This is a genomic window from Cellulomonas terrae, assembly GCF_007990265.1.
In the GTDB taxonomy this organism is placed as follows: domain Bacteria; phylum Actinomycetota; class Actinomycetes; order Actinomycetales; family Cellulomonadaceae; genus Cellulomonas; species Cellulomonas terrae.
The window spans coordinates 1-23,846 of sequence record NZ_BJWH01000010.1 but is presented as its reverse complement, the minus strand read 5'-3'; the positions used below and the strand labels follow the sequence as shown (position 1 = coordinate 23,846).

At 72.6% G+C, this 23,846-nt stretch carries 23 protein-coding genes and 1 pseudogene; 9 read left to right on the top strand and 15 right to left on the bottom strand.

Annotation, left to right across the window (positions count from 1 at the left end; genetic code table 11):
* Positions 1-15: 15 nt before the first annotated feature.
* From hisN to CTE05_RS10710, 5 genes are read right to left on the bottom strand one after another with little or no spacing between them, the layout of a single operon-like run.
* Positions 16-819: a histidinol-phosphatase gene (gene hisN / locus CTE05_RS10730; protein WP_146846124.1), complete on the bottom strand. Its 804-nt coding sequence runs from the start codon at positions 817-819 to the stop codon at positions 16-18.
* 31 nt (positions 820-850) lie between these two features.
* Positions 851-1,936, bottom strand: a complete 1,086-nt coding sequence (gene rsgA, locus CTE05_RS10725; protein WP_146846123.1) for a ribosome small subunit-dependent GTPase A — start codon at positions 1,934-1,936, stop codon at positions 851-853.
* On the bottom strand, positions 1,936-3,219 hold the full coding sequence (gene aroA, locus CTE05_RS10720) for a 3-phosphoshikimate 1-carboxyvinyltransferase (RefSeq protein WP_146846122.1): 1,284 nt from the start codon (positions 3,217-3,219) through the stop codon (positions 1,936-1,938). The genes rsgA and aroA overlap by 1 nt, the downstream gene beginning before the upstream one ends.
* Positions 3,220-3,263: 44 nt before the next feature.
* Positions 3,264-3,776 (bottom strand): DoxX family membrane protein, encoded by a 513-nt coding sequence (locus tag CTE05_RS10715; protein WP_146846121.1) that lies wholly within the window; start codon positions 3,774-3,776, stop codon positions 3,264-3,266.
* A gap of 11 nt (positions 3,777-3,787) precedes the next feature.
* Positions 3,788-4,333: a ferritin gene (locus tag CTE05_RS10710; protein ID WP_146846120.1), complete on the bottom strand. Its 546-nt coding sequence runs from the start codon at positions 4,331-4,333 to the stop codon at positions 3,788-3,790.
* A gap of 185 nt (positions 4,334-4,518) precedes the next feature.
* Here CTE05_RS10710 and CTE05_RS10705 point away from each other — a divergent pair, with 185 nt between their 5' ends.
* The gene (locus tag CTE05_RS10705) at positions 4,519-5,223 is read left to right on the top strand and encodes a sigma-70 family RNA polymerase sigma factor (RefSeq protein ID WP_146846209.1); all 705 of its coding nucleotides are present in this window, start codon (positions 4,519-4,521) and stop codon (positions 5,221-5,223) included.
* Complete coding sequence (gene rsrA / locus CTE05_RS10700; protein ID WP_146846119.1) at positions 5,220-5,510, top strand: mycothiol system anti-sigma-R factor; 291 nt, start codon at positions 5,220-5,222, stop codon at positions 5,508-5,510. The genes CTE05_RS10705 and rsrA overlap by 4 nt, the downstream gene beginning before the upstream one ends.
* 67 nt (positions 5,511-5,577) lie before the next feature.
* Here rsrA and CTE05_RS20830 read toward each other — a convergent pair whose 3' ends face one another.
* Positions 5,578-5,652 carry a 50S ribosomal protein bL37 gene (locus CTE05_RS20830; RefSeq protein ID WP_155859599.1) on the bottom strand — a complete coding sequence of 25 codons (75 nt, stop codon included), beginning with the start codon at positions 5,650-5,652 and terminating at the stop codon, positions 5,578-5,580.
* Positions 5,653-5,758: 106 nt separating this feature from the next.
* On the opposite strand from CTE05_RS20830, the gene CTE05_RS10695 reads away from it, so the two are divergent.
* The 3 genes from CTE05_RS10695 to CTE05_RS10685 all read left to right on the top strand — a co-directional run bounded on the left by CTE05_RS10695 (position 5,759) and on the right by CTE05_RS10685 (position 8,427).
* Entirely contained in the window at positions 5,759-6,847 is a 1,089-nt protein-coding gene (locus tag CTE05_RS10695; RefSeq protein ID WP_222595461.1) for a type IV pilus twitching motility protein PilT, read from the top strand.
* A gap of 147 nt (positions 6,848-6,994) precedes the next feature.
* Positions 6,995-7,813 carry a DUF4097 family beta strand repeat-containing protein gene (locus tag CTE05_RS10690; protein ID WP_056592475.1) on the top strand — a complete coding sequence of 273 codons (819 nt, stop codon included), beginning with the start codon at positions 6,995-6,997 and terminating at the stop codon, positions 7,811-7,813.
* A 2-nt stretch (positions 7,814-7,815) separates the two neighbouring features.
* Complete coding sequence (locus CTE05_RS10685; RefSeq protein WP_146846208.1) at positions 7,816-8,427, top strand: PadR family transcriptional regulator; 612 nt, start codon at positions 7,816-7,818, stop codon at positions 8,425-8,427.
* A gap of 42 nt (positions 8,428-8,469) precedes the next feature.
* Here CTE05_RS10685 and CTE05_RS10680 read toward each other — a convergent pair whose 3' ends face one another.
* The gene (locus tag CTE05_RS10680) at positions 8,470-9,069 is read right to left on the bottom strand and encodes a GDSL-type esterase/lipase family protein (RefSeq protein WP_146846117.1); all 600 of its coding nucleotides are present in this window, start codon (positions 9,067-9,069) and stop codon (positions 8,470-8,472) included.
* 142 nt (positions 9,070-9,211) lie between these two features.
* Positions 9,212-9,373, bottom strand: coding sequence for a hypothetical protein (locus tag CTE05_RS20280; protein WP_186814826.1), 162 nt, complete (start codon positions 9,371-9,373; stop codon positions 9,212-9,214).
* A 93-nt stretch (positions 9,374-9,466) separates the two neighbouring features.
* On the opposite strand from CTE05_RS20280, the gene CTE05_RS10675 reads away from it, so the two are divergent.
* Complete coding sequence (locus CTE05_RS10675; protein WP_146846116.1) at positions 9,467-10,426, top strand: GlxA family transcriptional regulator; 960 nt, start codon at positions 9,467-9,469, stop codon at positions 10,424-10,426.
* A gap of 51 nt (positions 10,427-10,477) precedes the next feature.
* Here the strand turns inward: CTE05_RS10675 and CTE05_RS10670 are convergent, their stop codons facing one another.
* The 5 genes from CTE05_RS10670 to CTE05_RS10650 form a co-directional block, all read right to left on the bottom strand.
* The gene (locus CTE05_RS10670) at positions 10,478-14,260 is read right to left on the bottom strand and encodes a multifunctional oxoglutarate decarboxylase/oxoglutarate dehydrogenase thiamine pyrophosphate-binding subunit/dihydrolipoyllysine-residue succinyltransferase subunit (protein ID WP_146846115.1); all 3,783 of its coding nucleotides are present in this window, start codon (positions 14,258-14,260) and stop codon (positions 10,478-10,480) included.
* 264 nt (positions 14,261-14,524) lie between these two features.
* Positions 14,525-15,343 carry an ABC transporter permease gene (locus CTE05_RS10665; RefSeq protein WP_146846114.1) on the bottom strand — a complete coding sequence of 273 codons (819 nt, stop codon included), beginning with the start codon at positions 15,341-15,343 and terminating at the stop codon, positions 14,525-14,527.
* Positions 15,343-16,263 carry an ATP-binding cassette domain-containing protein gene (locus CTE05_RS10660; protein WP_146846113.1) on the bottom strand — a complete coding sequence of 307 codons (921 nt, stop codon included), beginning with the start codon at positions 16,261-16,263 and terminating at the stop codon, positions 15,343-15,345. The genes CTE05_RS10665 and CTE05_RS10660 overlap by 1 nt, the downstream gene beginning before the upstream one ends.
* A 40-nt stretch (positions 16,264-16,303) precedes the next feature.
* Positions 16,304-17,380 carry a sensor histidine kinase gene (locus tag CTE05_RS10655; protein WP_146846112.1) on the bottom strand — a complete coding sequence of 359 codons (1,077 nt, stop codon included), beginning with the start codon at positions 17,378-17,380 and terminating at the stop codon, positions 16,304-16,306.
* Complete coding sequence (locus CTE05_RS10650; RefSeq protein ID WP_146846111.1) at positions 17,377-18,171, bottom strand: response regulator transcription factor; 795 nt, start codon at positions 18,169-18,171, stop codon at positions 17,377-17,379. The genes CTE05_RS10655 and CTE05_RS10650 overlap by 4 nt, the downstream gene beginning before the upstream one ends.
* Before the next feature lie 255 nt (positions 18,172-18,426).
* On the opposite strand from CTE05_RS10650, the gene CTE05_RS10645 reads away from it, so the two are divergent.
* From CTE05_RS10645 to CTE05_RS20445, 3 genes are all read left to right on the top strand, one after another.
* Positions 18,427-19,746 carry a hemolysin family protein gene (locus CTE05_RS10645; RefSeq protein ID WP_146846110.1) on the top strand — a complete coding sequence of 440 codons (1,320 nt, stop codon included), beginning with the start codon at positions 18,427-18,429 and terminating at the stop codon, positions 19,744-19,746.
* Positions 19,743-20,786, top strand: coding sequence for a hemolysin family protein (locus CTE05_RS10640; RefSeq protein WP_146846109.1), 1,044 nt, complete (start codon positions 19,743-19,745; stop codon positions 20,784-20,786). Before CTE05_RS10645 ends, CTE05_RS10640 begins: the two co-directional genes overlap by 4 nt.
* Before the next feature lie 926 nt (positions 20,787-21,712).
* A complete protein-coding gene (locus CTE05_RS20445) occupies positions 21,713-22,480 on the top strand; it encodes a M15 family metallopeptidase (RefSeq protein ID WP_222595460.1) in 768 nt (255 codons plus the stop codon).
* A 20-nt stretch (positions 22,481-22,500) separates the two neighbouring features.
* Here the strand turns inward: CTE05_RS20445 and CTE05_RS10630 are convergent, their stop codons facing one another.
* Together CTE05_RS10630 and CTE05_RS20745 are read right to left on the bottom strand one after the other, a co-directional pair.
* Positions 22,501-23,421, bottom strand: coding sequence for an aldose 1-epimerase family protein (locus CTE05_RS10630; RefSeq protein WP_246123515.1), 921 nt, complete (start codon positions 23,419-23,421; stop codon positions 22,501-22,503).
* Between the two features lie 62 nt (positions 23,422-23,483).
* Positions 23,484-23,846, bottom strand: a pseudogene (locus tag CTE05_RS20745) (hypothetical protein); the annotation flags it as partial.

The following is a 23,846-nucleotide window of genomic DNA, read 5'->3' as shown; positions in this document are numbered from 1 at the left end:
CCTCGGACCGCGCCGTCACGCCTCGGGGAGCGGGTCCAGGTACTCCAGGGCGGCCTGGTGGAGCCTCCCGTTGGACACGAGCGCCGAACCGCCGAACGGGCCCGGCACGCCCCGGATCGACGTGAACATCCCGCCGGCCTCCGTGACGATGGGCACGAGGGCCGCCATGTCGTGCAGCGCGAGCTCCGGCTCGGCGGACAGGTCCACGGCGCCCTCGGCGACCAGCACGTGCGACCAGAAGTCGCCGTACGCCCGCGTCCGCCAGGTGCGTCGGGACAGGTCGAGGAAGGCGTCCAGCTGCCCGCGCTCCTCCCACCCGCTGAGCGACGAGTACGAGAGCGAGGCGTCCTCCAACCGGTCGACGCCGGACACGTGCAGCTGGCTCGCGGCCGCGAGCGACTTGCCCGTCCACGCGCCCGAACCCTGCGCCGCCCACCACCGGCGGCCGAGCGCGGGCGCGCTGACCACGCCGACCACCACCTGGTCGCCGTCCAGGAGCCCGATGAGCGTTGCCCACACCGGCACACCCCGGACGAAGTTCTTGGTCCCGTCGATCGGGTCGATGATCCAGCGGCGCGGCCCGTGGCCGGTGTCGCCCATCTCCTCGCCGTGCACGGCGTCGCGCGGGCGCGCCCGGGACAGCTGGCCGCGCACGATCTCCTCGGCCGTCTTGTCGGCGTCGGACACGGGGGTCAGGTCCGGCTTGGTCTCCACGTGCAGGTCCTGCGCCTTGAACCGGGACATGGTCCACGAGTCGACCTGGTCCGCGATCACGTGGGCGAGGCGCAGGTCGTCGTCGTACCCGGGGCGCAGACTCATGCCCGACACCGTAGTGGGTCGAGTTCGCACGTCAGGGACGTGCGGGCTCCCGGTTGTCCGGTTCGCCGCTGCCGAGCCGGCTGGCCAGGAGCCGGCGGAAGGACTCGATCCGTGCCGAGCGGGCCGCCCGGGTCCCGTCGTCGGGGGACGCCTCGACCCACTCGTCGAGCGCGCAGTCCGGGGCGTCGTCGGCGTGCGTGCAGCCGCGGGGGCACTCCTCGGCCACCGCGGCGAGGTCCGCGAAGGCACCCAGCAGGTGCTGCGGGTCGACGTGCGCGAGACCGAACGACCGCACCCCGGGGGTGTCGATGACCCACGTCGGCGAGCTCGTCCCCGGCACGCGCAGCGCGACGGCGGAGCTCGACGTGTGCCGTCCGCGACCGGTGACGTCGTTGACGACGCCGACCGCGCGGTACGTCCCGGGCACGAGCGCGTTCACGAGCGTCGACTTGCCGACGCCCGAGTGACCGACGAGCACCGACGTCTTGCCCTCCAGCGCGGCCCGCACGTCGTCCAGGCCGTGGATGATCCGTCCCCCGACGGACTTCTCGGCGCTGGTGACGACGACCTCGACGCCGATCGGGGCGTACATCCCGACGAGCTCCGTCGGGTCCGCCAGGTCGGCCTTGGTCAGCGCGAGCAGCGCGTCCATGCGGGCGTCGTAGGCCGCGGCGACGCACCGGTCGATCATGCGGGTGCGCGGCTCCGGGTCGGCCAGCGCGGTGACGATCACCAGCTGGTCGGCGTTCGCGACGATGATCCGCTCGACCGGGTCGGTGTCGTCGGCCGTCCGCCGCAGCACGGTCCGACGCTCGCCGATCCGGACGATCCGGGAGAGCGAGCCCTCGTCGCCGGACGTGTCCCCGACGATGTCCACGCGGTCGCCCGGGACCACGCGGTCGCGCCCCAGCTCGCGTGCCTTCATCGCGATCGCGACGCGCTCGTCGGGTCCGTCGGGGTCGACGAGGATCGCGTAGCGACCGCGGTCCACTGCCGTGACAAGCGCGGTCTCGGCGTCGGCGTGCTCCGGACGCTGCTTGGTCCGGGGGCGCGAGCCACGACCAGGACGGATGCGGACGTCCCGCTCGTCGTAGCGCCGTGCCCGGGGTGGGGACATCAGGCCAGCACGGCCGATCCGGAGAGCATGCCGCTCCAGAGGCCCACGAAGTCGGGGAGCGTCTTGGCGGTCGTCGCGACGTCCTCCACCTCGACACCCGGCACCCGGAGCCCGATCAGCGCACCCGCGGTGGCCATCCGGTGGTCCTCGTACGTGTGCCAGGTGCCGCCGCTCAGCGGTCGGGGCGTGATGACGAGGCCGTCCGACGTCTGCTCCGCCTGCCCGCCGAGCCGCGTGATCTCGGCGGCCAGCGCGGCGAGCCGGTCGGTCTCGTGGCCGCGCAGGTGGGCGATGCCGCGCAGCCGCGTGGGGGAGTCGGCCAGCACGGCCAGCGCGGCGATCGTCGGCGCGATCTCCCCGGCGGCGTGCAGATCGAGGTCGAGCCCGTGGATCGTGCCGTTCCCCGTCACGCTCAGCACGTCGCCGTCCAGCCGCGTCGTGGCGCCCAGGCGCTCGAGGATGCCGGGCAGGAGGCCACCGGGCTGCGTCGTGCTCGTCGGCCAGCCCGGCACGCGCACCGTGCCACCGGCGACGAGGGCCGCGCACAGGAACGGGGCCGCGTTGGACAGGTCGGGCTCGACCCGGACGTCCCGGCCGGCGATCGGGCCGGGCGCGACCTGCCAGATCGCGGGCCGCGAGTCGTCGACCTCGACACCCGCCTCCCGCAGCAGGGCGACCGTCATCTCGATGTGGGGCAGGCTCGGCAGCGTCCGTCCGGTGTGCCGCAGCGTCAGGCCGCGCTCGAACCGCGCGGCGGCGAGCAGCAGGCCCGAGACGAACTGGCTCGACGCCGACGCGTCCACGTCGACCTGACCGCCGAGCACGGCACCGCGACCGTGCACCGTGAACGGGAGGTGCCCGGGCTCCCCGTGCTCCTCGACCCGCACGCCCAGCGTGCGCAGCGCGGTGAGCACGGGACCCATCGGCCGGGCCAGGGCGGCGTCGTCGCCGTCGAACCGGACCGGTCCGTCGGCGAGCGCGGCGACGGCCGGCAGGAAGCGCATGACGGTCCCTGCCAGGCCGCACTGGACCGTCGCCGAGCCCTGCACCGCACCCGGCGTGACCAGCCAGTCGGTGCCGTCCTCCTCGATCCGCGTGCCCAGGTTCGTGAGCGCACCGGCCATCAGGAGCGTGTCGCGGGAACGCAGCGCGCCGCGCAGGCGACCCGGTGCGTCCGCGAGCGCGGCGAGGACGAGGTACCGGTTGGTGAGGGACTTCGAGCCGGGCACGTCCACGAGCGCGTCGAGCGGGCCAGGGGCGAGCGGTGCCGTCCAGAGATCCATGGCACCCAGGCTAGTGGGGGTGCCCGTCGAGCCCGGTGGACGTCTCAGTCCGAGGCCTTCGCCGCGGCGTGGTCCGAGCGGGCCTTCTGCACGCGCCAGCTGATCCCGGGGCGCCCCTCGAGGTCCACCCCCGCGATCAGGGCGCCGCCCGTGAACGCGAGCGCGCGCACGAACCGGTCACGGCGGGCCCGGCGGAGGGCCGGGTCCTCGCCCTTGACGCGCTTGAACGGCAGGTTCAGCACGATCAGCGGCGCCGTGAGGACCGCCAGCGCCAGCGCGGCCGTGCGGGGGGCCTTGCCCACCGCGAGCAGCACCCCCGCTCCCGCCAGCGCGACACCGTGCGCCTGGACGACGGTGGTCAGCTGACGGTCGCTGAGCTCGTGGCCCAGCACCTCACCGGCTGGTCCCTCGCGGACGGGTTCAGGCAGCCGGGCGCGCAGCGTGGTGAGCGCACCGCGGGCGTCGGCGGCGTGCGCGGCGGGGTGCCGCACGACGTCGAGACCCTCGGTCACGAACCACGAGGCGAACAGGGGACGCGCGAGACGACGCAGCAGCACGACAGCTCCTCCTACAGGGCGCCACCGGCGGCGGACGGCGCGTCGGCGGACTCGCCACCGTCGCCGATCTGCTCGCGGGCGACATAGTTCTCGAGGTCGAACAGGTTGTCGCCGGCACGCGTGGCGACGGTGAGCAGGGTGGTCGCCGACGCGACCTCCTCGACCTGCTCCTTGAGGAACCACAGGAGGAACTGCTCGCCCAGGGCGTCGCCCTCGGCGCGGGCCGCCGCGAAGATCGCCTCGATCTGCGAGGTGACCTGCTTCTCCTGCTGCAGGGCCAGGCCGATCGGCTCCGTGACGGAGGTGAAGTCGTTGCGCACCGCGCTGCCCGCGGGGATCGCGACGGGCAGGTCCCGGTCGAGCAGGTACTGCACGATCATCAGCGCGTGGTTGCGCTCCTCGATCGCCTGCCGGTAGTAGTGCCGCGCGAGCTGGGGGAGGTCCTGCCCGTCGAACCAGACCGCGATCGCCACGTACTGCTGGTGGGCGTCGAACTCGTGGCCGATCTGCTCGCGGAGCAGGCGCAGGAACGTGGAGTCGTCCGTGGTGCTCGTCATTCCGCCAACCTAGTGCGGACCCTCGGGGTTCGCGCGGAGATGACGCCGCGGGGAATGGTCCGAGGTCCGCTGCCGTTGTGCCCTCCATGACCTGCACCACCGAGACGCGACCCGCCACGTCTGCCACGACCGGCTGGGCGCTCGGTGTCCCCGTGGATGCTCTTCCGCCCCAGGTGCCCGTGCAGATGCACCCCACCCGGGTGAATGTGGCGCTGCCCACGCCGGTCGGTGGTCCCCAGCCTGCGGGACTAGGCTCGACCGCGATGAGCGAGGACACGAACCGCGCGCCCGAGACCGAGGACGACGCGGCACGGACCGAGAGGTTCGAGGCGGAGGCGCTGGTCTACCTGGACCAGCTGTACGGCGCTGCCCTGCGGATGACGCGCAACCCGGCGGACGCCGAGGACTTGGTCCAGGAGACGTTCGCGAAGGCGTTCGCCGCGTTCCACCAGTACCGCCCGGGCACCAACCTCAAGGCCTGGCTGTACCGCATCCTCACCAACACGTACATCAACTCGTACCGCAAGAAGCAGCGCGAGCCCCAGCAGTCCCGGTCGGAGGAGATCGAGGACTGGCAGCTGGCCCGCGCCGAGTCGCACACGTCGAGAGGTCTCCGGTCCGCCGAGGCCGAGGCGCTCGACCACCTCCCGGACTCCGACATCAAGGACGCGCTGCAGCGTCTCCCGGAGGAGTTCCGGATCGCGGTGTACCTCGCCGACGTCGAGGGCTTCGCGTACAAGGAGATCGCCGAGATCATGGGGACACCGATCGGGACGGTGATGTCCCGCCTGCACCGCGGCCGCGCACAGCTGCGCGAGCTGCTGTCGGACTACGCGCGGGGGCGTGGTCTGGTCGGGGTGGCCCCCACCTCACCGGAGGGCGAACGATGAGTGAGCTGGACGACGCAGGACAGCTGACCCCTGCGGCCGGCAACTGCGGCAACAACTGCGCCGACGCGCTCGACCGGCTCTGGGAGTACCTGGACGCCGAGCTGGGAGCGGTCGACGCCGAGACGGTGCGTGCGCATCTCGCCGAGTGTCAGGGCTGTCTCGAGGAGTACGACGTCGACGTCGTCGTGAAGACCCTCGTGCGGCGTGGCTGCCAGGAGGCCGCTCCGGACGGTCTGCGGCTGAAGATCCACGAGCAGCTGACCGTCATGCGGGTCACCCGGGACTGAGCGGGACGACGAAGGCCCGGTGCAGCAACCGCTGCTCCGGGCCTTCCGACACTCTGTCCCTGAACGCTCAGGCGTTGGGACGGTTGCCGTGGTTCGCGGCGCTGCCCTTGCGGGAACGGCGCTTGCGGCCTCGCTTGCTCATGGGATCTCCTCGGGTTCTGGCGCCCGTGCTGCGCGCCGGACTCGCTCCATCGTCCCACATATCGTGCGCCCTCAAGTGCGGGGCGCCGGCGTCCGATATCCAGAGCGTGAGTCAGCCGACACAGTCCGTCATCCCGTTCCTGCACGCCCTCGCGAGCACGGGCGGCTCCGACCTGCACTGCAAGGTCGGGTCAGCCCCGCGCGTGCGCGTCGACGGGCGGCTGCGCAAGCTGCAGGTGCCCGACCTCAAGCCCGCGGACACCGAGCGGATGCTCGAGGAGGTCCTGCCGGACGACCTGGTCGACCAGTTCCGCGAGCACCACGAGGCGGACTTCGCCTACTCGGTCTCCGGCGTCGGCCGGTTCCGCGTGAACGCCTACCAGGCGCGCGGCACGTACGGCATGGTCTTCCGCCGGGTCGCCGTGGGCGCCCAGGCGCTGGCCGAGCTGGCGCTGCCCGAGGTGATCGGCGAGCTCGCCCTGGAGCCCCGTGGTCTGGTCCTGGTGACCGGCCCGACCGGCTCGGGCAAGACGACGACGCTGGCGTCGATGGTCGACCTCATCAACACGCTGCGTGAGGTCAACATCGTCACCATCGAGGACCCGATCGAGATCCTGCACCAGGACAAGAAGTCGATCGTGTCCCAGCGCGAGGTCCGCCAGGACACCGCGGACTTCACGGTCGCGCTCCGGGCCGCGATGCGCCAGGACCCGGACGTGATCCTGGTCGGCGAGATGCGTGACGTCGAGACGGTGCGCGCGGCGCTGTCCGCCGCCGAGACCGGGCACCTCGTCCTGTCGACGCTGCACACGATCGACGCGGCCGAGACGATCAACCGCATCATCGACTTCTTCCCGCCGCACGAGCAGAAGCAGGTCCGCATCGCGCTGGCCCAGGCCCTGCGCGGCATCGTCTCCCAGCGCCTGGTCCGGCTCGCCGACGGCACGGGCCGCCGGCCGGCGATCGAGGTCATGATCAACACGGGCCGGACGCGCGACGCGATCCTGGACCCCGAGGACGCCCCTCCGCTGATCGACCTGATCAAGGAGGGCGACTTCTACAAGATGCAGACGTTCGACCAGCACCTGTTCCAGCTGGTCCGGGACGACGTCATCACCTACGACGAGGCGCTGTCCGCGTCGACCAGCCCGCACGACCTCACCGTCGAGCTGCGGCAGGCCGGCCTCGTGTCCTGAACCCTCCACGAGCGGAGCCCGCGACCCTCCCGGGTCGCGGGCTCTTCTCGTTCCAGGAGACGCGATATGTCGCGAGATCTTGCGTCGACGAGATACGCGATATAACGTGTTTGCCGGAACGAGATATATCGCGAATGGGAGAGCATCATGGCAAGCGAGTCCTGGGTCGTCGCCGGCCCGCAGATCATCGAGATCGAGGCGATCACCAGCCTGCGCGTCCAGCTGGCCGGAGGTCGGGTGGACGTCGTCGCGCACGACGGGCCCGGTGCGCGCATCGAGGTGCACGCCGTCGACGGCCGCCCCTTGGAGGTCAGCCTCTCCGGTGACGGAGAGCTGCGGGTCGGCTACCAGTTCACGCTGGGCGGCTGGGACGGGTTCCTGGAGAAGTTCCGGAACTTCAGCGGCAAGGACAAGGCCGACGTGCACCTCGCGGTCCCGCGCGAGGTGCACGCGAAGGTGGGCACGGTCTCGGCAGACGGCCTGCTGGCCGGGATCGAGCAGGACGCGTCGGTGTCCACGGTGTCCGGCACGCTCATCACCGACGGCACTCGCGGCCGGCTCAGCGCCAACACGGTCTCCGGCGAGATCGTGGTCCGCGACCACCGCGGCGACCTCAAGCTCAACACGGTCTCCGGCGAGCTCGCCGCGTCGGGGGAGCTGAGCCTCGTGCAGGCGAACTCGGTCTCGGGCTCGCTGACCTTCGACGTCACGTCCGGGACGTCGAGCGTCACCGCGACGACGGTCTCCGGCGACGTCACCGTCCGGCTGCCCGAGGGCAAGGGCGTGCAGGTCAAGGGACAGTCGGTGTCCGGGCGACTCGTCGTGGACGGCGAGGAGTACAAGGGCACGACGCCGGGGCACCGCAAGGTCGACCTGCGCACCGGTGACGGCGCGTGCTTCGTGTCGTCCAGCACGGTCTCCGGGCACCTGACGGTGCTGCGCGGCGCCGGGACCGGGGTCGCGTGATGATGGCGCCCGTCTTCGCGCACGGACAGCTGCGCCTCTACCTGCTGTCGCTGCTGGAGAGCGGCCCCAAGCACGGCTACGAGCTCATCACCGCTCTGTCGGACCGGTTCGGAGGTACCTATCGCCCCAGCCCCGGCACCGTCTACCCGCGGCTGGCCCGCCTCGAGGAGGAGGGCCTGGTGCAGCGGGTCGACGAGGAGCGCAAGAGCACGTACGCGCTCACCGAGGTCGGCTACGCCGAGCTCGACGCGCGCCGGGCCGAGCTCGGCCATCTCGAGGAGGGCATCGCGGAGTCCGTCCGGGAGCGCGCCGCCCAGGTCCGCGAGGACGTGCGCGGGTCCATGCGCGGGCTCCGTGCCGACCTCGCGGCGGCCGCTCAGCAGGCGCGGGCATCGGCGGTCCCGCACCAGTCCGGGATGTCGCCGGACGATCCGCGGCTCGCGTCGCACGTCCGGTACATGGATGCAGAGGCCATGATCGGCCGGTTCCGCGACGAGCTCCGGGCGGACCTGCGTCGGGCGGACGCCGACGGGAAGGTCGAGCAGCTCACGCTCGACACGCTGCGCACCGTCCTGGACTCGGCGCTGACCGCGGTGCGAGGCACCCTGCGGTGACCGACTGACGGCCTGACCGCCCGCTCGCCCGTCGTCGGGCGGTCAGGCGCCGTCGTCGGGCAGGCCGAGCCAGGCGTGCCACCCGGTGTGCAGCACCAGCCAGGCCATCAGGCCGTACCCGGCCTGGCCGGGCAGGACGCCGTCGCCTGCCGCCAGGTCGCCCAGCCACTGGTCGTGCGCGGCGAGCGGGGTGTACGTGTCCACGAACGGCACGCGCCGCCGGGCGGCCACGTCCGCGAACGCGGCGGACAGGTCGGCGATCTTCTCGTTGTCGGCCGTGACACCCGGCGGTGGACCGACGACGAACGCGGGGATGCGGCGCTGGTCGGCCACGTCGAGGATGTTGGCCAGGTTGAGCCGGCTGCGGGCCAGGGAGAGGCCGGCGGCGACGTCCGCGCGGCCGAGCGCGATGACCAGCCGGTTGTCGGTGTCGGGCGACCAGCGGCGCGACGTCTCGTCGTCCCACCGCGCCCCGAGCCCGGTCGTGGTCTCGCCCGGCACGGCGAGCGTCAGGACGGTGAGCGGGTCCGGGGTGGGCGTCCGGGCGGTCACGCGACCCACCCAGCCCAGTCCCTTGGCGTCGCCTGCTCCGGCGACGAGCTCGTCACCGACCACCGCCAGTCGCAGCGGCAGCTCTCCCACGCGCGTCACCTCTCGCCGTCCGACCCCGACGGGCCGCCGGGTGACGGCCGTCGTCGCACAGTCTCTCAGGGTGCGACGACGGCCGCGGGTTCATCGACGGGCCTGTCGTGGGTGGAACGTGTGAAGCGTCGCGGGTGCGCGGTCAGGCGCTGCGGTACGGGTGGCTCGGCAGGTCCGAGGACCAGTCGGCGTGGGACGCGGGCGGCTGGGCGCTGCCGAGTCCGTCGTGGCGCAGCGTGACGACCAGGCGGGCGATCAGCCAGGCTGCGGCAACCAGTGCGAGGACGATCCAGATGGTGATCATGGCTGAAAATCTATGCTCGTCGACAACGCGCCACGAGTGGCAGAACTGACGCTGACCGTTGACATTCCGCCACGAACTTCGGATGCTGGCTGCATGCTCCGATCCGTCGCCGTCATCGCCCTGCCGAACGTCGCACCCTTCGAGCTGGGCGTCGCGTGCGAGGTGTTCGGCATCGACCGCCGCGACACGGGGGGACCGGCGTTCGACTTCACCATCTGCGGCGTCGAGCCGGGCGTGATCAGGACCAAGGACGCCGGGCACTTCTCGATCGTCGTCGAGCACGGCCTGGAGGCCACGCGGGACGTCGACCTGGTCATCATCCCCGCGTACGGCACCTCCGGACCGGTGCCCGAGGCGGTTCTCGACGCGCTGCGGGACGCGCACGCGCGCGGGGCGTGGGTGCTGAGCATCTGCAGCGGCTCGTTCGCGCTCGGTCAGGCAGGGCTCCTCGACGGCCGGCAGTGCACCACGCACTGGATGTACACCGACGAGCTGGGCCGGACCTTCCCGCAGGCCCGGGTGAACCCTGCCGTCCTGTACGTCGACGACGACCGCGTGATCACCAGCGCAGGCACCGCGGCGGGCATCGACGCGTGCCTGCACCTCGTCCGGCGTGAGCTCGGAGCGACCGCCGCGTCGGCCATCGCCCGCCGGATGGTCGTACCGCCGCACCGCGACGGCGGCCAGGCGCAGTACGTCGACACGCCCCTGCCGTGCGACGCGGACACCCTGGCGCCCCTGCTCGCGTGGATGGTCGAGAACCTCGAGGAGGAGCTGAGCGTGCCCGACCTGGCGGCTCGCGCGTTCGTGTCCGAGCGGACGTTCGCCCGCCGGTTCCGCGCCGAGACCGGGACCACCCCGGCCGCCTGGATCACCCGCCAGCGCGTCGTGCGCGCCCAGGAGATGCTCGAACGGTCCGACGCGAGCATCGAGGAGATCGCGCGGCTGTGCGGCTTCGGCACGGCCGCGGTCCTGCGCCACCACTTCGCCCGCACGCTCGGCACCAGCCCGCAGGCCTACCGGCGGACGTTCGCGCCGACGCCCGTCTCCTGACGCGCAGAGGGCCGCACCCCGGCAGGGATGCGGCCCTCGGTCAGCCGGTCGTCAGCGCGCGAACGCCGTCTCGATGAGGTTCGCCTGCTGGGCCTGGTGCTTCTTGGCGGACCCCGCGGCCGGCGACGCCGACTCCTTGCGGGAGACCACCCGGAGCGTGCGGTTCAGCAGCTGCGGTAGGTGCATGGACAGGAACGTCCACGGACCCTGGTTGCGCGGCTCGTCCTGCACCCACACCAGCTCGGCACCGTCGAACGGCGCCACCGCGGCACGGGCCGCCTCGGCGTCGAGCGGGTAGAGCTGCTCCAGCCGCACGATGGCGGTGTGCTCGTCGCCCGTCTTCACGCGGTGGGCGAGCAGGTCCCAGTAGACCTTGCCCGAGCAGAGCAGCACGCGGGTGACCTGCCCCGCCTTGGCGGCGGCCAGGTCGTCGCCGATGACCGTGCGGAACGTCCCGGACGTGAAGTCCGCGACGTCCGACGACGCCGACTTCAGGCGCAGCATCGACTTCGGCGTGAACACCACGAGCGGGCGACGCGGCCGGTCGTAGGCCTGGCGGCGCAGCAGGTGGAAGTGCGACGCCGGCGTCGACGGCTGCGCGATCGTCATGTTGTCCTCGGCCGCGAGCTGCAGGAACCGCTCGATGCGCGCCGACGAGTGGTCCGGACCCTGGCCCTCGTACCCGTGGGGGAGCAGGAGGACCACCGACGAGCGCTGCGCCCACTTCTGCTCCGCCGACGAGATGAACTCGTCGATGATCGTCTGCGCGCCGTTGACGAAGTCGCCGAACTGCGCCTCCCAGAGCACCAGGGCGTCCGGACGCTCGACCGAGTAGCCGTACTCGAACCCGAGCGCCGCGTACTCCGACAGCGACGAGTCGTAGACCCAGAACTTCGCCTGGTCGGCCGACAGGTACAGCAGGGGCGTCCACTCCGCACCGGTGTCCCGGTCGTGCATGACCGCGTGCCGCTGGACGAAGGTGCCGCGACGAGAGTCCTGCCCGGCGAGCCGCACCGGCGTGCCCTCGACCAGCAGCGACCCGAACGCGAGCAGCTCGCCGTAGCCCCAGTCGATGCCACCCTCGCGGGTCATCGCCTCGCGCTTGGCCAGCAGCTGCGCCAGCTTCGGGTGGACCGTGAAGCCCTCCGGCGGACGGACGTGCGCCCGGCCGATCCGCTCCAGGATCGAGGCGTCGACGGCGGTCTTCCAGCCGACCATCACGCCCGCGTCCTCGAGCTGCGACTCCGGACGCTCCAGGCCCTTGACGGCCTCGGCCTCCGGCGGGGCCGGCGTGTAGCCGTCCTCGCGGGTCTCCGTGAACACCCGCTCGAGCTGCTGCTGGTAGTCCTGCAGCGCCTGCTCGGCGTCGGCGATCGTCAGGTCGCCGCGCGCCACCAGGGTCTCGGTGTAGAGCTTGCGCACCGAGCGCTTCGCCTCGATGAGGTTGTACATGAGCGGCTGCGTCATCGAGGGGTCGTCGCCCTCGTTGTGACCTCGGCGGCGGTAGCAGACCATGTCGATGATGACGTCGCGGTCGAACTGCTCGCGGTACTCGAAGGCCAGCTCTGCGACCCGCACGCACGCCTCGGGGTCGTCCCCGTTGACGTGGAAGATCGGCACCTGCAGGCCCTTGGCGACGTCGGTCGCGTACTGCGACGAGCGCGACGACGACGGGCCCGTGGTGAAGCCCACCTGGTTGTTGATGATGACGTGGATGGTGCCGCCGGTGCGGTACCCGCGCAGCTGTGCGAGGTTGAGCGTCTCGAACACGACACCCTGGCCCGCGAAGGCCGCGTCACCGTGGATGAGGATCGGCAGCACGGAGAACCCGTCGCCACCGAGGTCGATGCGGTCCTGCTTGGCGCGCACGATGCCCTCGAGCACCGGGTCGACCGCCTCGAGGTGCGACGGGTTGGCGGCCAGGTACACCGCGGTCGTCGCGCCGGACTCCGCCGTGAACGTGCCCTCGGTGCCCAGGTGGTACTTCACGTCGCCCGAGCCCTGGACCGACTTGGGGTCCTGGTTGCCCTCGAACTCGCTGAAGATCTGCGCGTAGGACTTGCCGGCGATGTTGGCCAGGATGTTCAGCCGGCCACGGTGGGCCATGCCGATGCCGACCTCGTCGAGCCCGCTGTTCGCGGCCTTGGACAGGATCGCGTCGAGCAGGGCGATGACCGACTCGCCACCCTCGAGCGAGAATCTCTTCTGACCGACGTACTTGGTCTGCAGGAAGGTCTCGAAGGCCTCCGCCGCGTTGAGCCGGCGCAGGATGCGCAGCTGGTCCTCGCGCGGCGTGCGGGCGTAGCCCGACTCGAGCCGCTCCTGGAGCCACTTGCGCTGCCGCGGGTCCTGCAGGTGCATGTACTCGACGCCGACCGTGCGGCAGTACGAGTCGCGCAGCAGGCCGAGCACCTCACGGAGCTTGGCGCGGGGCTTGCCGCCGAAGCCGCCGGTGGGGAACACCCGGTCGAGGTCCCAGAGCGTCAGGCCGTGCGTCTGCACGTCCAGGTCCGGGTGCTTGCGCTGCCGGTAGGCCAGCGGGTCCGTGTCCGCCATGAGGTGGCCGCGCGAGCGGTACGAGTGGATCAGCTCCGCGATGCGGGCCGGCTTGATCGCGTCGGCATCGGCGTCGGCGGTCTCCCGCACCCACCGGACCGGCTCGTACGGGACGCGCAGGGCCGCGAAGACGCGGTCGTAGAAGCCGTCCTCGCCGAGCAGCTTGCGGCTGATGATCCGCAGGAAGTCCCCGGACTGCGCGCCCTGGATGATCCGGTGGTCGTACGTCGAGGTGAGCGTCAGGACCTTCGAGACGCCCATCTTGTTCAGCGCGTCCTCGGACGTCCCCGCGAACTCCGCCGGGTAGTCCATGGCGCCGACGCCGATGATCGTGCCCTGCCCCTGCATCAGGCGGGGGACCGAGTGGACCGTCCCGATGGTGCCGGGGTTGGTCAGCGAGATCGTGGTGCCCGCGAAGTCGTCGACCGTCAGCTTGTTGGCGCGGGCGCGCCGCACGACGTCCTCGTACGCGGACCAGAAGCCGGCGAAGTCGAGCGTCTCGCACTTCTTGATCGACGGGACCAGCAGCTGGCGCGTGCCGTCCGGCTTCGACATGTCGATCGCGATGCCGACGTTGACGTGCGCGGGGGTCAGGACGCTCGGCTTGTCGTCGGCCAGCGTGTACGAGGTGTTCATCGCCGGCATCTCGGCCAGCGCCTCGACCATCGCGAAGCCGATGAGGTGCGTGAAGGAGATCTTCCCGCCGCGGCCGCGCGCGAGGTGGTTGTTGATGACGATGCGGTTGTCCACCATCAGCTTGGCGGGGATCGCCCGCACCGAGGTGGCCGTGGGGACCTCGAGGGAGGACTCCATGTTCGTCACGACCCGCGCGGCCGGGCCGCGCAGCTTCTGGACGTCGTCCGCGGACTCGGTCTCGTCGGCGGTGGAGGTCCGCTGGGCGACCTGCGCGTACGGGGCCGTGGCCGGCTGGGCGGTCGCGATGGGCGACGTCACCGCGGGCGGCTCGACGAACGGCGCGGCCGGGGCGGGCGCGGGCGCGGGTGCGACCGGAGCAGCGGCGGCGGCGGGCGCGGCAGGCGGTGCCGGCGGAGCCGCATGGGCGCCGCGGGGCGGCGCGGCCGGCTGCGGGACGCCGTTCGCCGGTGCCTGCGCCGGGGCCGAGCCGTTCGTGGAGGCCTCCTCGGGCTTGTAGCCCTCGAAGAAGTCCCACCAGGCCGGGTCGACCGAGTTCTTGTCCTTCTGGTACTGCTCGAACAGCTCGTCCACGAGCCACTCGTTTGCGCCGAAAACGGCACGCGTCGAGTCAGGATCCGCCATCTGGGTCACGCTGGGATCGCCCACTTCCGCTGCGGTTCGTGACCGCGCCTCTGCTAGTCCGACTGCTACTTCTGTTGATGACAACACTACGGCCTCCGCGCACTCCGACCGGCCTCAGGACGCCTGTTCGGGACGGATCCACAGCCGTCTTCACCTGGTCAGCACACGCGGGTCAACGGGGGGCAACGTGCCCGTTCGCGCGCCCTCAAGGCGAGGTTGTCGGCACCCCTGCGAGGTCATGGTTGTGCTGGTGCCCGCGCAGGCTCACGTGATGTCGCGGCGGAAGGTCGTGACGCGCCCGATCGCGGCGAGCCCGACCCCGTACGCCACCAGCACCAGGGCGCCCTGCCACCACTCGAGCAGCGACCCGACGCCGGTCTCGGAGTAGAAGCTGCCGCCCGAGACGGCCTCGCCGGCAGCGCCCGGGAGGTACGCGGCCACGTCGGCCCCCCAGCTGGTCAGGGCCAGGACGAACCGCAGGACCGGCTCGACGAACTGCGTGAACGCGAGCACCACCACGATGACCGCGACCTGGTTGGTGAGCACGGAGCCGAACCCGACACCGACGACCGCCCACAGCGCGAGCGCGAGGACGGACAGGGCGATCGTCCGCCACGTCGAGGCCTGGTCCAGGAACGTCGGCTGGTCCAGCAGGGTCAGCACGGCGGCGCCCGCGCCGACGGAGGCGAGCGTGCCGACGATGCCGTACACCAGCCCCACGATCCCGGCCGAGACCAGCTTGGCGGACAGCAGCAGCGTCCGCCGCGGCTCGGCGAGCAGCGTGGGGGTGATGGTCTGGTGGCGGAACTCGGAGGCGACCGCGAGCGCGCCGACCAGCAGCGGGAACACGTAGCCGAACGTCACGGCGATCGTGTAGACGGCCCGCACGACGGCGTCCGGGGCCAGGACGAGGTCGTCCTCGCCGCCGCCGGGGCCGGGGCCCGCCATCCCGCCGCCCTGCGTGATGCCCCAGCCGAGGACGGCGGCCAGGAACGCCATGTAGACGGCCATGCACAGCAGGAGGATCCACCACAGCCGGGTGGTGACCAGCTTGCGGTACTCGGTGAGCAGGGCGGCGCGCATCAGGCAGCCACCCCCGCGGTCTCGACCGCGCCGACGAGCTGGAGGAAGAGCCCTTCCAGTCCCGCGTCCCGGCTGGTGAGCTCGTGCAGCTCGACCCCTGCGGCGAACGCCGCGGCGCCGACCGTCGCGGCGTCGACGTCCCAGAGCTCGGCCACCCGGGGATCACCCGCGTCGGTGCGGGTCCAGGACGCGCGTTCGACGAGCGTGGCGAGACCGGCGGCGTCGGGCGAGACCGCGCGGACCCGGACGCGGGCCATGCGGGCCAGGTCGGGGAGCGAGGACGCGTGCGCGAGGCGGCCGCGGGCGATGATGACGACGTCGTCGACGGTCTGCTCGACCTCGGAGAGCACGTGGCTCGACACGAGCACGGTGCGCCCCTCGGCGGCGAGCATGCGCAGGAAGCCACGCAGCCAGCGGATGCCCTCGGGGTCGAGGCCGTTGGCGGGCTCGTCGAGCAGGAGGACCCGGGGGTCGCCCAGCAGGGTGGTGGCCAGGGCGAGGCGTTGACGCATGCCGAGCGAGAAGCCGCCGACCCGTCGACGGGCCGCCGCGGACAGTCCCACGAGCTCGAGCACCTCGCCGGCGCGGGTGTCGGGGACGCCGACCTGTGGGGTGTAGAGCCGCAGGTGGTCGAGCGCCGTCCGGCCGGGGTGGAAGCTCGCCGCCTCCAGCGCGGCGCCCACGGTGCGCAGCGGCCGGTGGATCTGGCCGTACGTGAGCCCACCGATCGTCGCGGTGCCCGACGTCGGGCGCACGAGCCCGAGCAGCATCCGCAGGGTGGTGGTCTTGCCGGCCCCGTTGGGTCCGAGGAAGCCGGTGACGCGCCCCGGGGTGACCTGGAAGGAGAGGTCGTCCACCGCGCGGACCGGGCCGAAGGACTTGGAGAGGTGCTCGACGCGGATCGTTCCGTCGGTCGTCATGCCGGCAGAGCCTAGTGTTCTAGCGCGAGTAGAACAACCGTCAGGCGACCGTCGGGCTGACCGCCGGCAGGGTCACCCGCATCGTGCAGCCGACCTCGGTGTCGGCGACCTCGATGCGCCCGCCGTGCAGCTCGACGGCCCAGCGGACGATCGCGAGCCCCAGACCGGTCCCGCCCGTCGAGACCTGCCCGGTGACCGCCGGGTTGTTGCCCCGGACGAACCGCTCGAACACGTGCGGGCGCTGCTCACGTGAGATCCCGGGACCGTGGTCGACGACGTCGATGCGCACCTCGGTGCCCACCAGCCGTGCCTCGAGCCGCACCTCGTCGTCCTCGGGGGAGTGCCGCACGGCGTTGTGCAGGAGGTTCGCGACGACCTGGTGCAGACGGTCCGGGTCGGCCGGGACGGTGAGGTCCGCCGGCTCGACGACCACGGGGAACGTCAGTCGCTTCGTCGCGCCGACGAGCATCGCGCCCTCGGCGGCCTCCTGCAGGAACTCCTGCAGACGCACGTCGGCGATCTCGAGCGGGACGTCACCCGCCTCCAGCCGGGACAGGTCCAGCAGGTAGGTCACGAGCCGGCCGAGCCGCTCGGTCTGCGCCAGCGCGGCCTGCATGGTCGCCGGGTCGGCCTTGGTGACGCCGTCGACGATGTTCTCCAGCTGGGCCTGGAGCGCGGTGACCGGGGTCCGCAGCTCGTGGGACACGTTCGCGATGAGCTCGCGACGGAAGACGTCCGCCTGCTCCAGGTCGTCCGCCATCGTGTTGAACGCGTCCGCCAGCTGGCCCACCTCGTCGAGGCTCGTCGCCCGTACCCGGCGGCTGTAGTCGCCGGCGGCCATCCGTCGCGCCGCGTACGTCATCTCGCGCAGCGGCGACGTCATGCCCCGGGCCAGCAGCTGCGTGACGATCAGGGACCCGGCGACCGCGATGGGCAGCGTCCGGGACGGACCCAGCTGGTTGTACAGCCCCAGCCACGTGATGAAGGCCGCCGCGGTCACCGTCGCCGCGACGAGGACGCCGAGCTTGATCTTGATCGAGCTCAGCCGGTCGAGCGGCCGGACGTCCGGGAGCCGCGAGCGGGCGAACTCGCCGCGGACGTGCCGGGGTGCGTTCACGCGCCTTCGGGGACGCTCGCCCCGCCGGGCCCGTCGGCACCCGCGGTGCCGTCGCTCGGCTCGAACGCGTAGCCGACCCCGTGCACGGTGCGGATCAGGTCGGGGCCGAGCTTGCGGCGCAGCGCCTTGATGTGGGAGTCGACCGTACGGGTGCCGCTCGCGTCGACCCAGTCCCACACCTCCGCGAGCAGGCGCTCCCGGGTCAGCACCGTCCGGGGCGTCGCCGCGAGGGCGAGCAGCAGGTCGAACTCCGTCGGGGTCAGGTGCACCTCGCTCGTCCCGCGCAGCACCCGCCGCTGGGCGCGGTCGACGGTGACGTCGCCCAGGACGAGCGGCGGGTCGGGCTGCTCGGCGGACGCCATCTCGGCGGCCCGCGTGGCCCGCTCCGTGCGGCGGAGCAGCGCCTTGGTGCGGGCGACCAGCTCACGCATCGAGAACGGCTTCGTCATGTAGTCGTCGGCGCCGACGCCGAGACCGATCAGCATGTCCGTCTCGTCGTCGCGCGCGGTGAGCATCAGCACCGGGACCGGCCGCTCGGCCTGGATCCGGCGGCAGACCTCGAGCCCGTCGATGCCGGGCAGCATCACGTCGAGCACCACGACGTCCGGCCGCAGCCGCGACGCCGCGCTGACGCCCGCCAGCCCGTCGCCGACCGCCTCGACCGTCCAGCCCTCCGCCGAGAGCCGGTGCACGATCGCCTGCGCGATCGCGGGTTCGTCCTCCACCACCAGGACCGTCGTGCCGGCCGCCCCGCCGGGCGCCGTCGTCGGCCCACCGCTCACGTTCGCCATGTCGCCAGGGTGGCACAGCCACGCACGTCTAACCCGTGCTGACGCTCCCGCGTGTGGGCGGACCCTGTGAAGACGGCCGAGCGCCCGTATGATCGACCCCACCATGAGCAGCTCAAGTCGCTGCCGGCGTCCCGCCCGGGCCGACGCGCCCGGGGGAGATCTTGCCGGCCACCTCTGCCCTTACTCATCTTCCTCTTCTGCCCTCACCAGCGCCGACCCCCGGGTCGGCGCTCGTCGTAGGCACGGCGGTACGACGTGCTGATCGAGTGGCTCCTCGTCGGGCTGGGCGTCCTGCTCACGCTCGGCACCGCCGTGTTCGTCGCGAGCGAGTTCTCGCTCGTGACCCTCGACCCCGGCCTGGTCGCGAGCCAGACCTCGCCCGACGACCGCCGCAGCCAGTCGGTCCTCAAGGCCCTGCGCCGCCTGTCGACCGAGCTCTCCGGCGCCCAGCTCGGGATCACGCTGACCACGGTCCTGCTCGGGTACACGACGCAACCCGCCGTCGTGCGGCTGCTGCAGATCCCCCTGGAGGACTCCGTCCTCGGGCAGGTGGTCGGCGGCATCGTCGCGGGGATCCTGGCGATCATCCTGGTGAACGGCTTCTCGATGGTCGTCGGTGAGCTCATCCCGAAGAACCTCGCGATCAGCCGGCCGCTGCCGACGGCCCGGATGGTCGCGCCGCTGCAGCGCGCCTTCACCAGCGGCCTGCGCCCCCTCATCGTCGCGTTCAACGGCAGCGCCAACAAGCTCCTGCGCAGCTTCGGGGTCGAGCCGCGCGAGGAGCTGTCCGGCGGCCGCTCCCCGCAGGAGCTCGCCGCGCTGGTGCGGCGCTCCGCGGAGGTCGGCACGCTCGACGAGTCCACCGCGACGCTGCTCACCAACTCGATCGAGTTCACCGAGCTGACGGCCGTCGACGTGATGACCGACCGGTTGCGGCTCGTCGTCGTGCGTCGGGAGGAGTCGGCGGCCGACGTCGTCGACCTGGCCCGCCGCACCGGGCACTCCCGCTTCCCCGTCATCGGTGACTCGAGCGACGACATCGTCGGCCTGGTGCACCTGCGGCGCGCGATCGGTGTCCCGTACGAGCGCAGGTCGGACGTCCCGGCAGCCGCGCTCATGGTCGAGGCGCCGCGCGTGCCTGAGACCGTGCACCTGGGACCTCTCCTGGTCGAGCTGCGCGAGCTGGGCCTGCAGATGGCCGTGGTCGTCGACGAGTACGGCGGCACGTCCGGCGTGGTCACGCTCGAGGACGTCGTCGAGGAGCTCGTCGGGGACGTCGCCGACGAGCACGACCGCCGACGCGCCTCCACCACCCGCTCCGCCGACGGCTCGTGGCTGCTGCCCGGGGTCCTGCGCCCCGACGAGCTCGCGGAGGTCACCGGGCTGCACGTCCCCGCGGACGGGCCCTACGAGACCCTCGGCGGGCTGCTGATGTCCGAGCTCGGGCGGATCCCGACCGCCGGTGACGAGATCGTCGTCGAGGGGGTCCTCCTGCAGGTCGAGGCCATGGCGGGCCGCCGCGTCGAACGGGTTCGCGTGCGCGCGGTCGAGGCCGACGACGAGGACGCGTCATGAGCTCGACCCTGGCGCTCGTCCTCGGTGCCCTCCTGCTCGCCGCGAACGCGTTCTTCGTCGGCGCCGAGTTCGCCATCATCTCCGCCCGGCGCAGCGCGATCGAGCCCCTCGCCCGCGACGGCGACCGACGCGCGAAGACCGTCCTGTGGGCGATGGAGAACGTCTCGCTCATGCTCGCGTGCGCCCAGCTGGGCATCACGGTGTGCTCGACGAGCCTCGGTGTCGTCGCCGAGCCGGCCATCGCCCACCTGATCGAAGGTCCGCTGCACGCGCTCGGGGTCAGCGACAGCCTCACGCACCCGATCTCGTTCGTCGTCGCCCTCGCGATCGTGGTCTACCTGCACGTCGTGCTCGGCGAGATGGTGCCCAAGAACCTCGCCGTCGCCGGACCCGACCGCGCGGTGCTCCTGTTCGGACCCCCGCTGGTCTGGGTGGCCCGCGCCGTGCGCCCGCTCATCGGTGCGCTCAACTGGATCGCCAACCACGCGCTGCGGCTCTTCGGGGTCGAGCCCAAGGACGAGGTGGCCTCCGCGTTCACCGCGCAGGAGGTCCAGTCCATCGTCGAGCGGTCGCAGGCGGAGGGGCTCCTCGACGACGAGCAGGGGCTGCTGGCCGGCGCCCTGGAGTTCTCCGACAAGACCGCGCGCGACACCATGATCAGGACCGGTTCGCTCGTGACCGTCGGTGCGGGCAGCACCCCGGAGGACGTCGAGCGGCTGGTCGCCCGGACCGGTTTCAGCCGGTTCCCGGTCGTCGACGACGCCGGAGTCCCTACCGGGTACCTGCACCTGAAGGACGTCCTGTACGCCGACGAGGCCGCGCGCAGCCTGCCGGTGCCACCGTGGCGAGTGCGGGCGCTCGCGGTCGTCGGACCGCAGGACGAGGTCGAGGACGCGCTGGCGGCCATGCAGCGCTCCGGTGCGCACCTGGCACGGGTCGACGAGGACGGCCGGACGGTCGGCGTCGTGTTCCTCGAGGACATCCTCGAGGAGCTCGTGGGCGAGGTGCGGGACGCGATGCAGCGGGACCAGCTCTCCTGATCGTTCGTCCGGATGTGGGGATCGCGTGCGCTCCATCGGCGTGTCGCTCCGCGTGTCGTCCGGAATGTCCACTTCCCGGACTGGACGGCTGTCCAGGGGGTTGGACGCACGTCGACGAGCCGTTATGGTTTCGTGACCGCAAGTCGCCGGGTCGCCCGCAGCGCACCCGACGATGACGTCGCGGCAGATCAGAGACGCGTGAACGGACTGGAGGTGTCGTGGGGTCGCACAGCGAAGAGCCCGTGACGGCACCCCTCACCCGTCGCCAGCTCCGCGAGGCCCAGCGCCGGTCCGAGTCCGGGTCCGCCCCCGTGACCGGTCCGCGCCCCGATCCCGACTCCCCGGCAGCGCACCACGTGCCGTCGTGGGCCCACCCGTCCGCCCCGGTCACCGAGGCCCCGGTCCGGTCCACGCCCCCGCAGCAGACCCGCTCCGCGTGGTCCGCCGGACCGCAGGCGCACACCTCCGCTCCGTCGGCGGCGCCGCAGCCACGTGCAGCCACCCGGGCCGCGTCGCCGGCTCGCCCTGCGGCGCCGTCGGCTCCGATGTCGCGGCCCGATGCTCCGACCGCCTCACCGGTTCGCCCTGGTGCGCCGACCGCCTCCCCGGTTCGCGCTCCTGCGCCCACCGCGCCGGCTCGCGTCGAGGCTCCGGCTGCTCCCCCGCGACGGTCGGCGGACACCGCACCGTTCAGTGCGTCGCGCAGCCCGGAGCCGCTGCCCACCCTGCCCGCACGGATCGAGTGGCCCGCCGCCCCGGCCCGACGGACCGTCGCAGCTCCCGCCGTCCCGACGTCGGTCAGGGCCGCGGCGCCGGTCACCTCACCCCGCGCGCTGGCCACCACCGCGATCCCCCTCGAAGCAGGGCCTGCCGAGTCCGGACCGTCCGCGCCCGTCGCAGCGGCCCCGTTCCCGGCGGTCGAGGAGGTGCCCGAGCTCGAGGCGACGCCCCACGGGACGATCGGGCGCCGCTCCCGCAAGCCCACGCGCGCCGCCGCACGGCTCAGCGTCCTCGGCGTGCTGGCAGGCATCACTGTCGTCATCCCGGTCAGCCAAGGGCTCGTCCCCAGCTCGGTGGCCTTCGGCTCCGACGCACTGGCCGACTCCACCCTCCCCACGACCGTCTCGGCGCTCGCCGGGTCGTCGCTCTCCGCGATGCCGCCCACGTCGCTGATGGCGACCGACGGCGCGCTCCAGGCACGGGGACTGGCCACCGCCAGCCGGGCCGAGGACCGGTCCGCGCTGCCCGGCTGCGACGGCTCGATGCGTCCCGCCGGCCAGAACGGCCTCCTCAAGACCTCCGACCTGTGCAACCTCTGGGACAACCACACCCAGCTGCGCGCCGACGCGGCCGTCTCCCTCGCCGAGTTCAACCAGGCGTTCGCCGCACGGTTCGGCGGTGACCTGTGCATCAGCGGGGGCTACCGCACGCTCGCGGCGCAGCGTGCCGTCAAGGCGCAGAAGGGCGGCCTCGCCGCCGTCCCCGGCAAGAGCAACCACGGCTGGGGCCTGGCCGTCGACCTCTGCCAGGACCAGACGTCCGGCACGAAGTGGCGCTGGATCACCGAGAACGCACCGACCTACGGCTGGGAGAACCCCGCCTGGGCGCAGCCCGGCGGCAGCGGCCCGTACGAGCGCTGGCACTGGGAGTACAAGAAGGGCGTCCAGGCCGACGGCGAGTACTACGACGGCTGAGCCCGGCAGCGGCTCCGCACTCAGAGGAGCGCGAGCCCCCAGGTGATCGTGTGCGCGGCGCCCGGCGCCAGGTGCACCAGGTCGTCCCCCGTCCGGAACGCATCGGCCACGCACGTCATCGGCTCCGCGGCGACCCCGCGCCGGGCGATCTGCGCCACCGTGTCGCCGGTGCACACCTGCCACGCCATCGTCGCGCGGTCCGCCCACATCGCGACCGTGCGCCCGTCGGGGCAGCCCAGCCGGATCCACGACAGCCCGTCCGCGTCCCGGAGCACGTCGGTCCACGCGTCGTCCAGGTCGAGTCCACGCAGCACGCGCGCCGTCCGCAGGTCGCTGTCACCGGACACGGGCTCCGTCCCCGTCGGCAGGAGCCGGTCGTCGACGGTCACGTGCCCCGACGCGTCGATCTGGAGCGTGCAGTCGTCGACCTGGCCGTCGCCGGGGGACAACCACGGGTGGAACCCGATCCCGTAGGGCGCGGTCGTCGCGCCGAGGTTCGTGCCCTCCGCCGACACGTGCAGCCCCGCCTCCGTCAGCGTGTAGGTGAGCCGCACGCGCACCGGCCACGGGTACCCGTGGGTCGGGACGATGACGTGCTCGAGCGTGACCGACGTCGCGCTGGAGCCGACCGTCTCGAACGCCGTGCTCGCGACCAGACCGTGCAGAGCGGTGTGCCGCAGGTGCTCGGTCACCGGGACCTCGAACGACGTCCCGGCGTAGGAGTACACGCCGTCGCGCAGACGGTTCGGCCAGGGGGCGAGCACCGCGCCGGAGAACGCCGGCGGGATCTGGTCCTCGCCGAACGGCAGGACGACGTCCCGGCCGTCGACCGAGTACTCGCGCAGGCTGGCGCCGACGGCCGTGACGACCGCGCGCTGACCCCCCAGCTCGAGGACGTGCTGGCGGCCGGTCGGCAGGGGAGTGGTCAGAGTCGTGGACACGCTCACACGCTAGCGGGCCGGGCACGTGACCCGGAGGAACAGGTCACGTGTCCGGCCGCGGTTCAGCTCTCGGTCTCGTCGTCGTCGCGACGGCCGACCATCACCACGAGCGCCGTGCCAGCGACGAGCGCGGCGAGCGCGGCCACGACCAGCGACTCCGTCGCGACGCCCGTCGACGCGAGCCTGCCGTCCGGAGCGGAGAGGACCTGGCTCTGGAACGTGTCGTCCGTGGCCAGCACCTCGTCCTGCGCGGCGGGGACGCCGACCGTCACGCCCGCGAGCGTCGGGCTCGTCGGGTCGACGGGCGGGACGGTGCCCGACGGGTCGGTCGGGGCCGAGGGGTCCGTGGGCTCGGACGGTTCCGTCGGCTCGGTGGGGCCCGCTGGGTCGGTCGGGTCGGTCGGTTCCGTGGGGTCCGTCGGGTC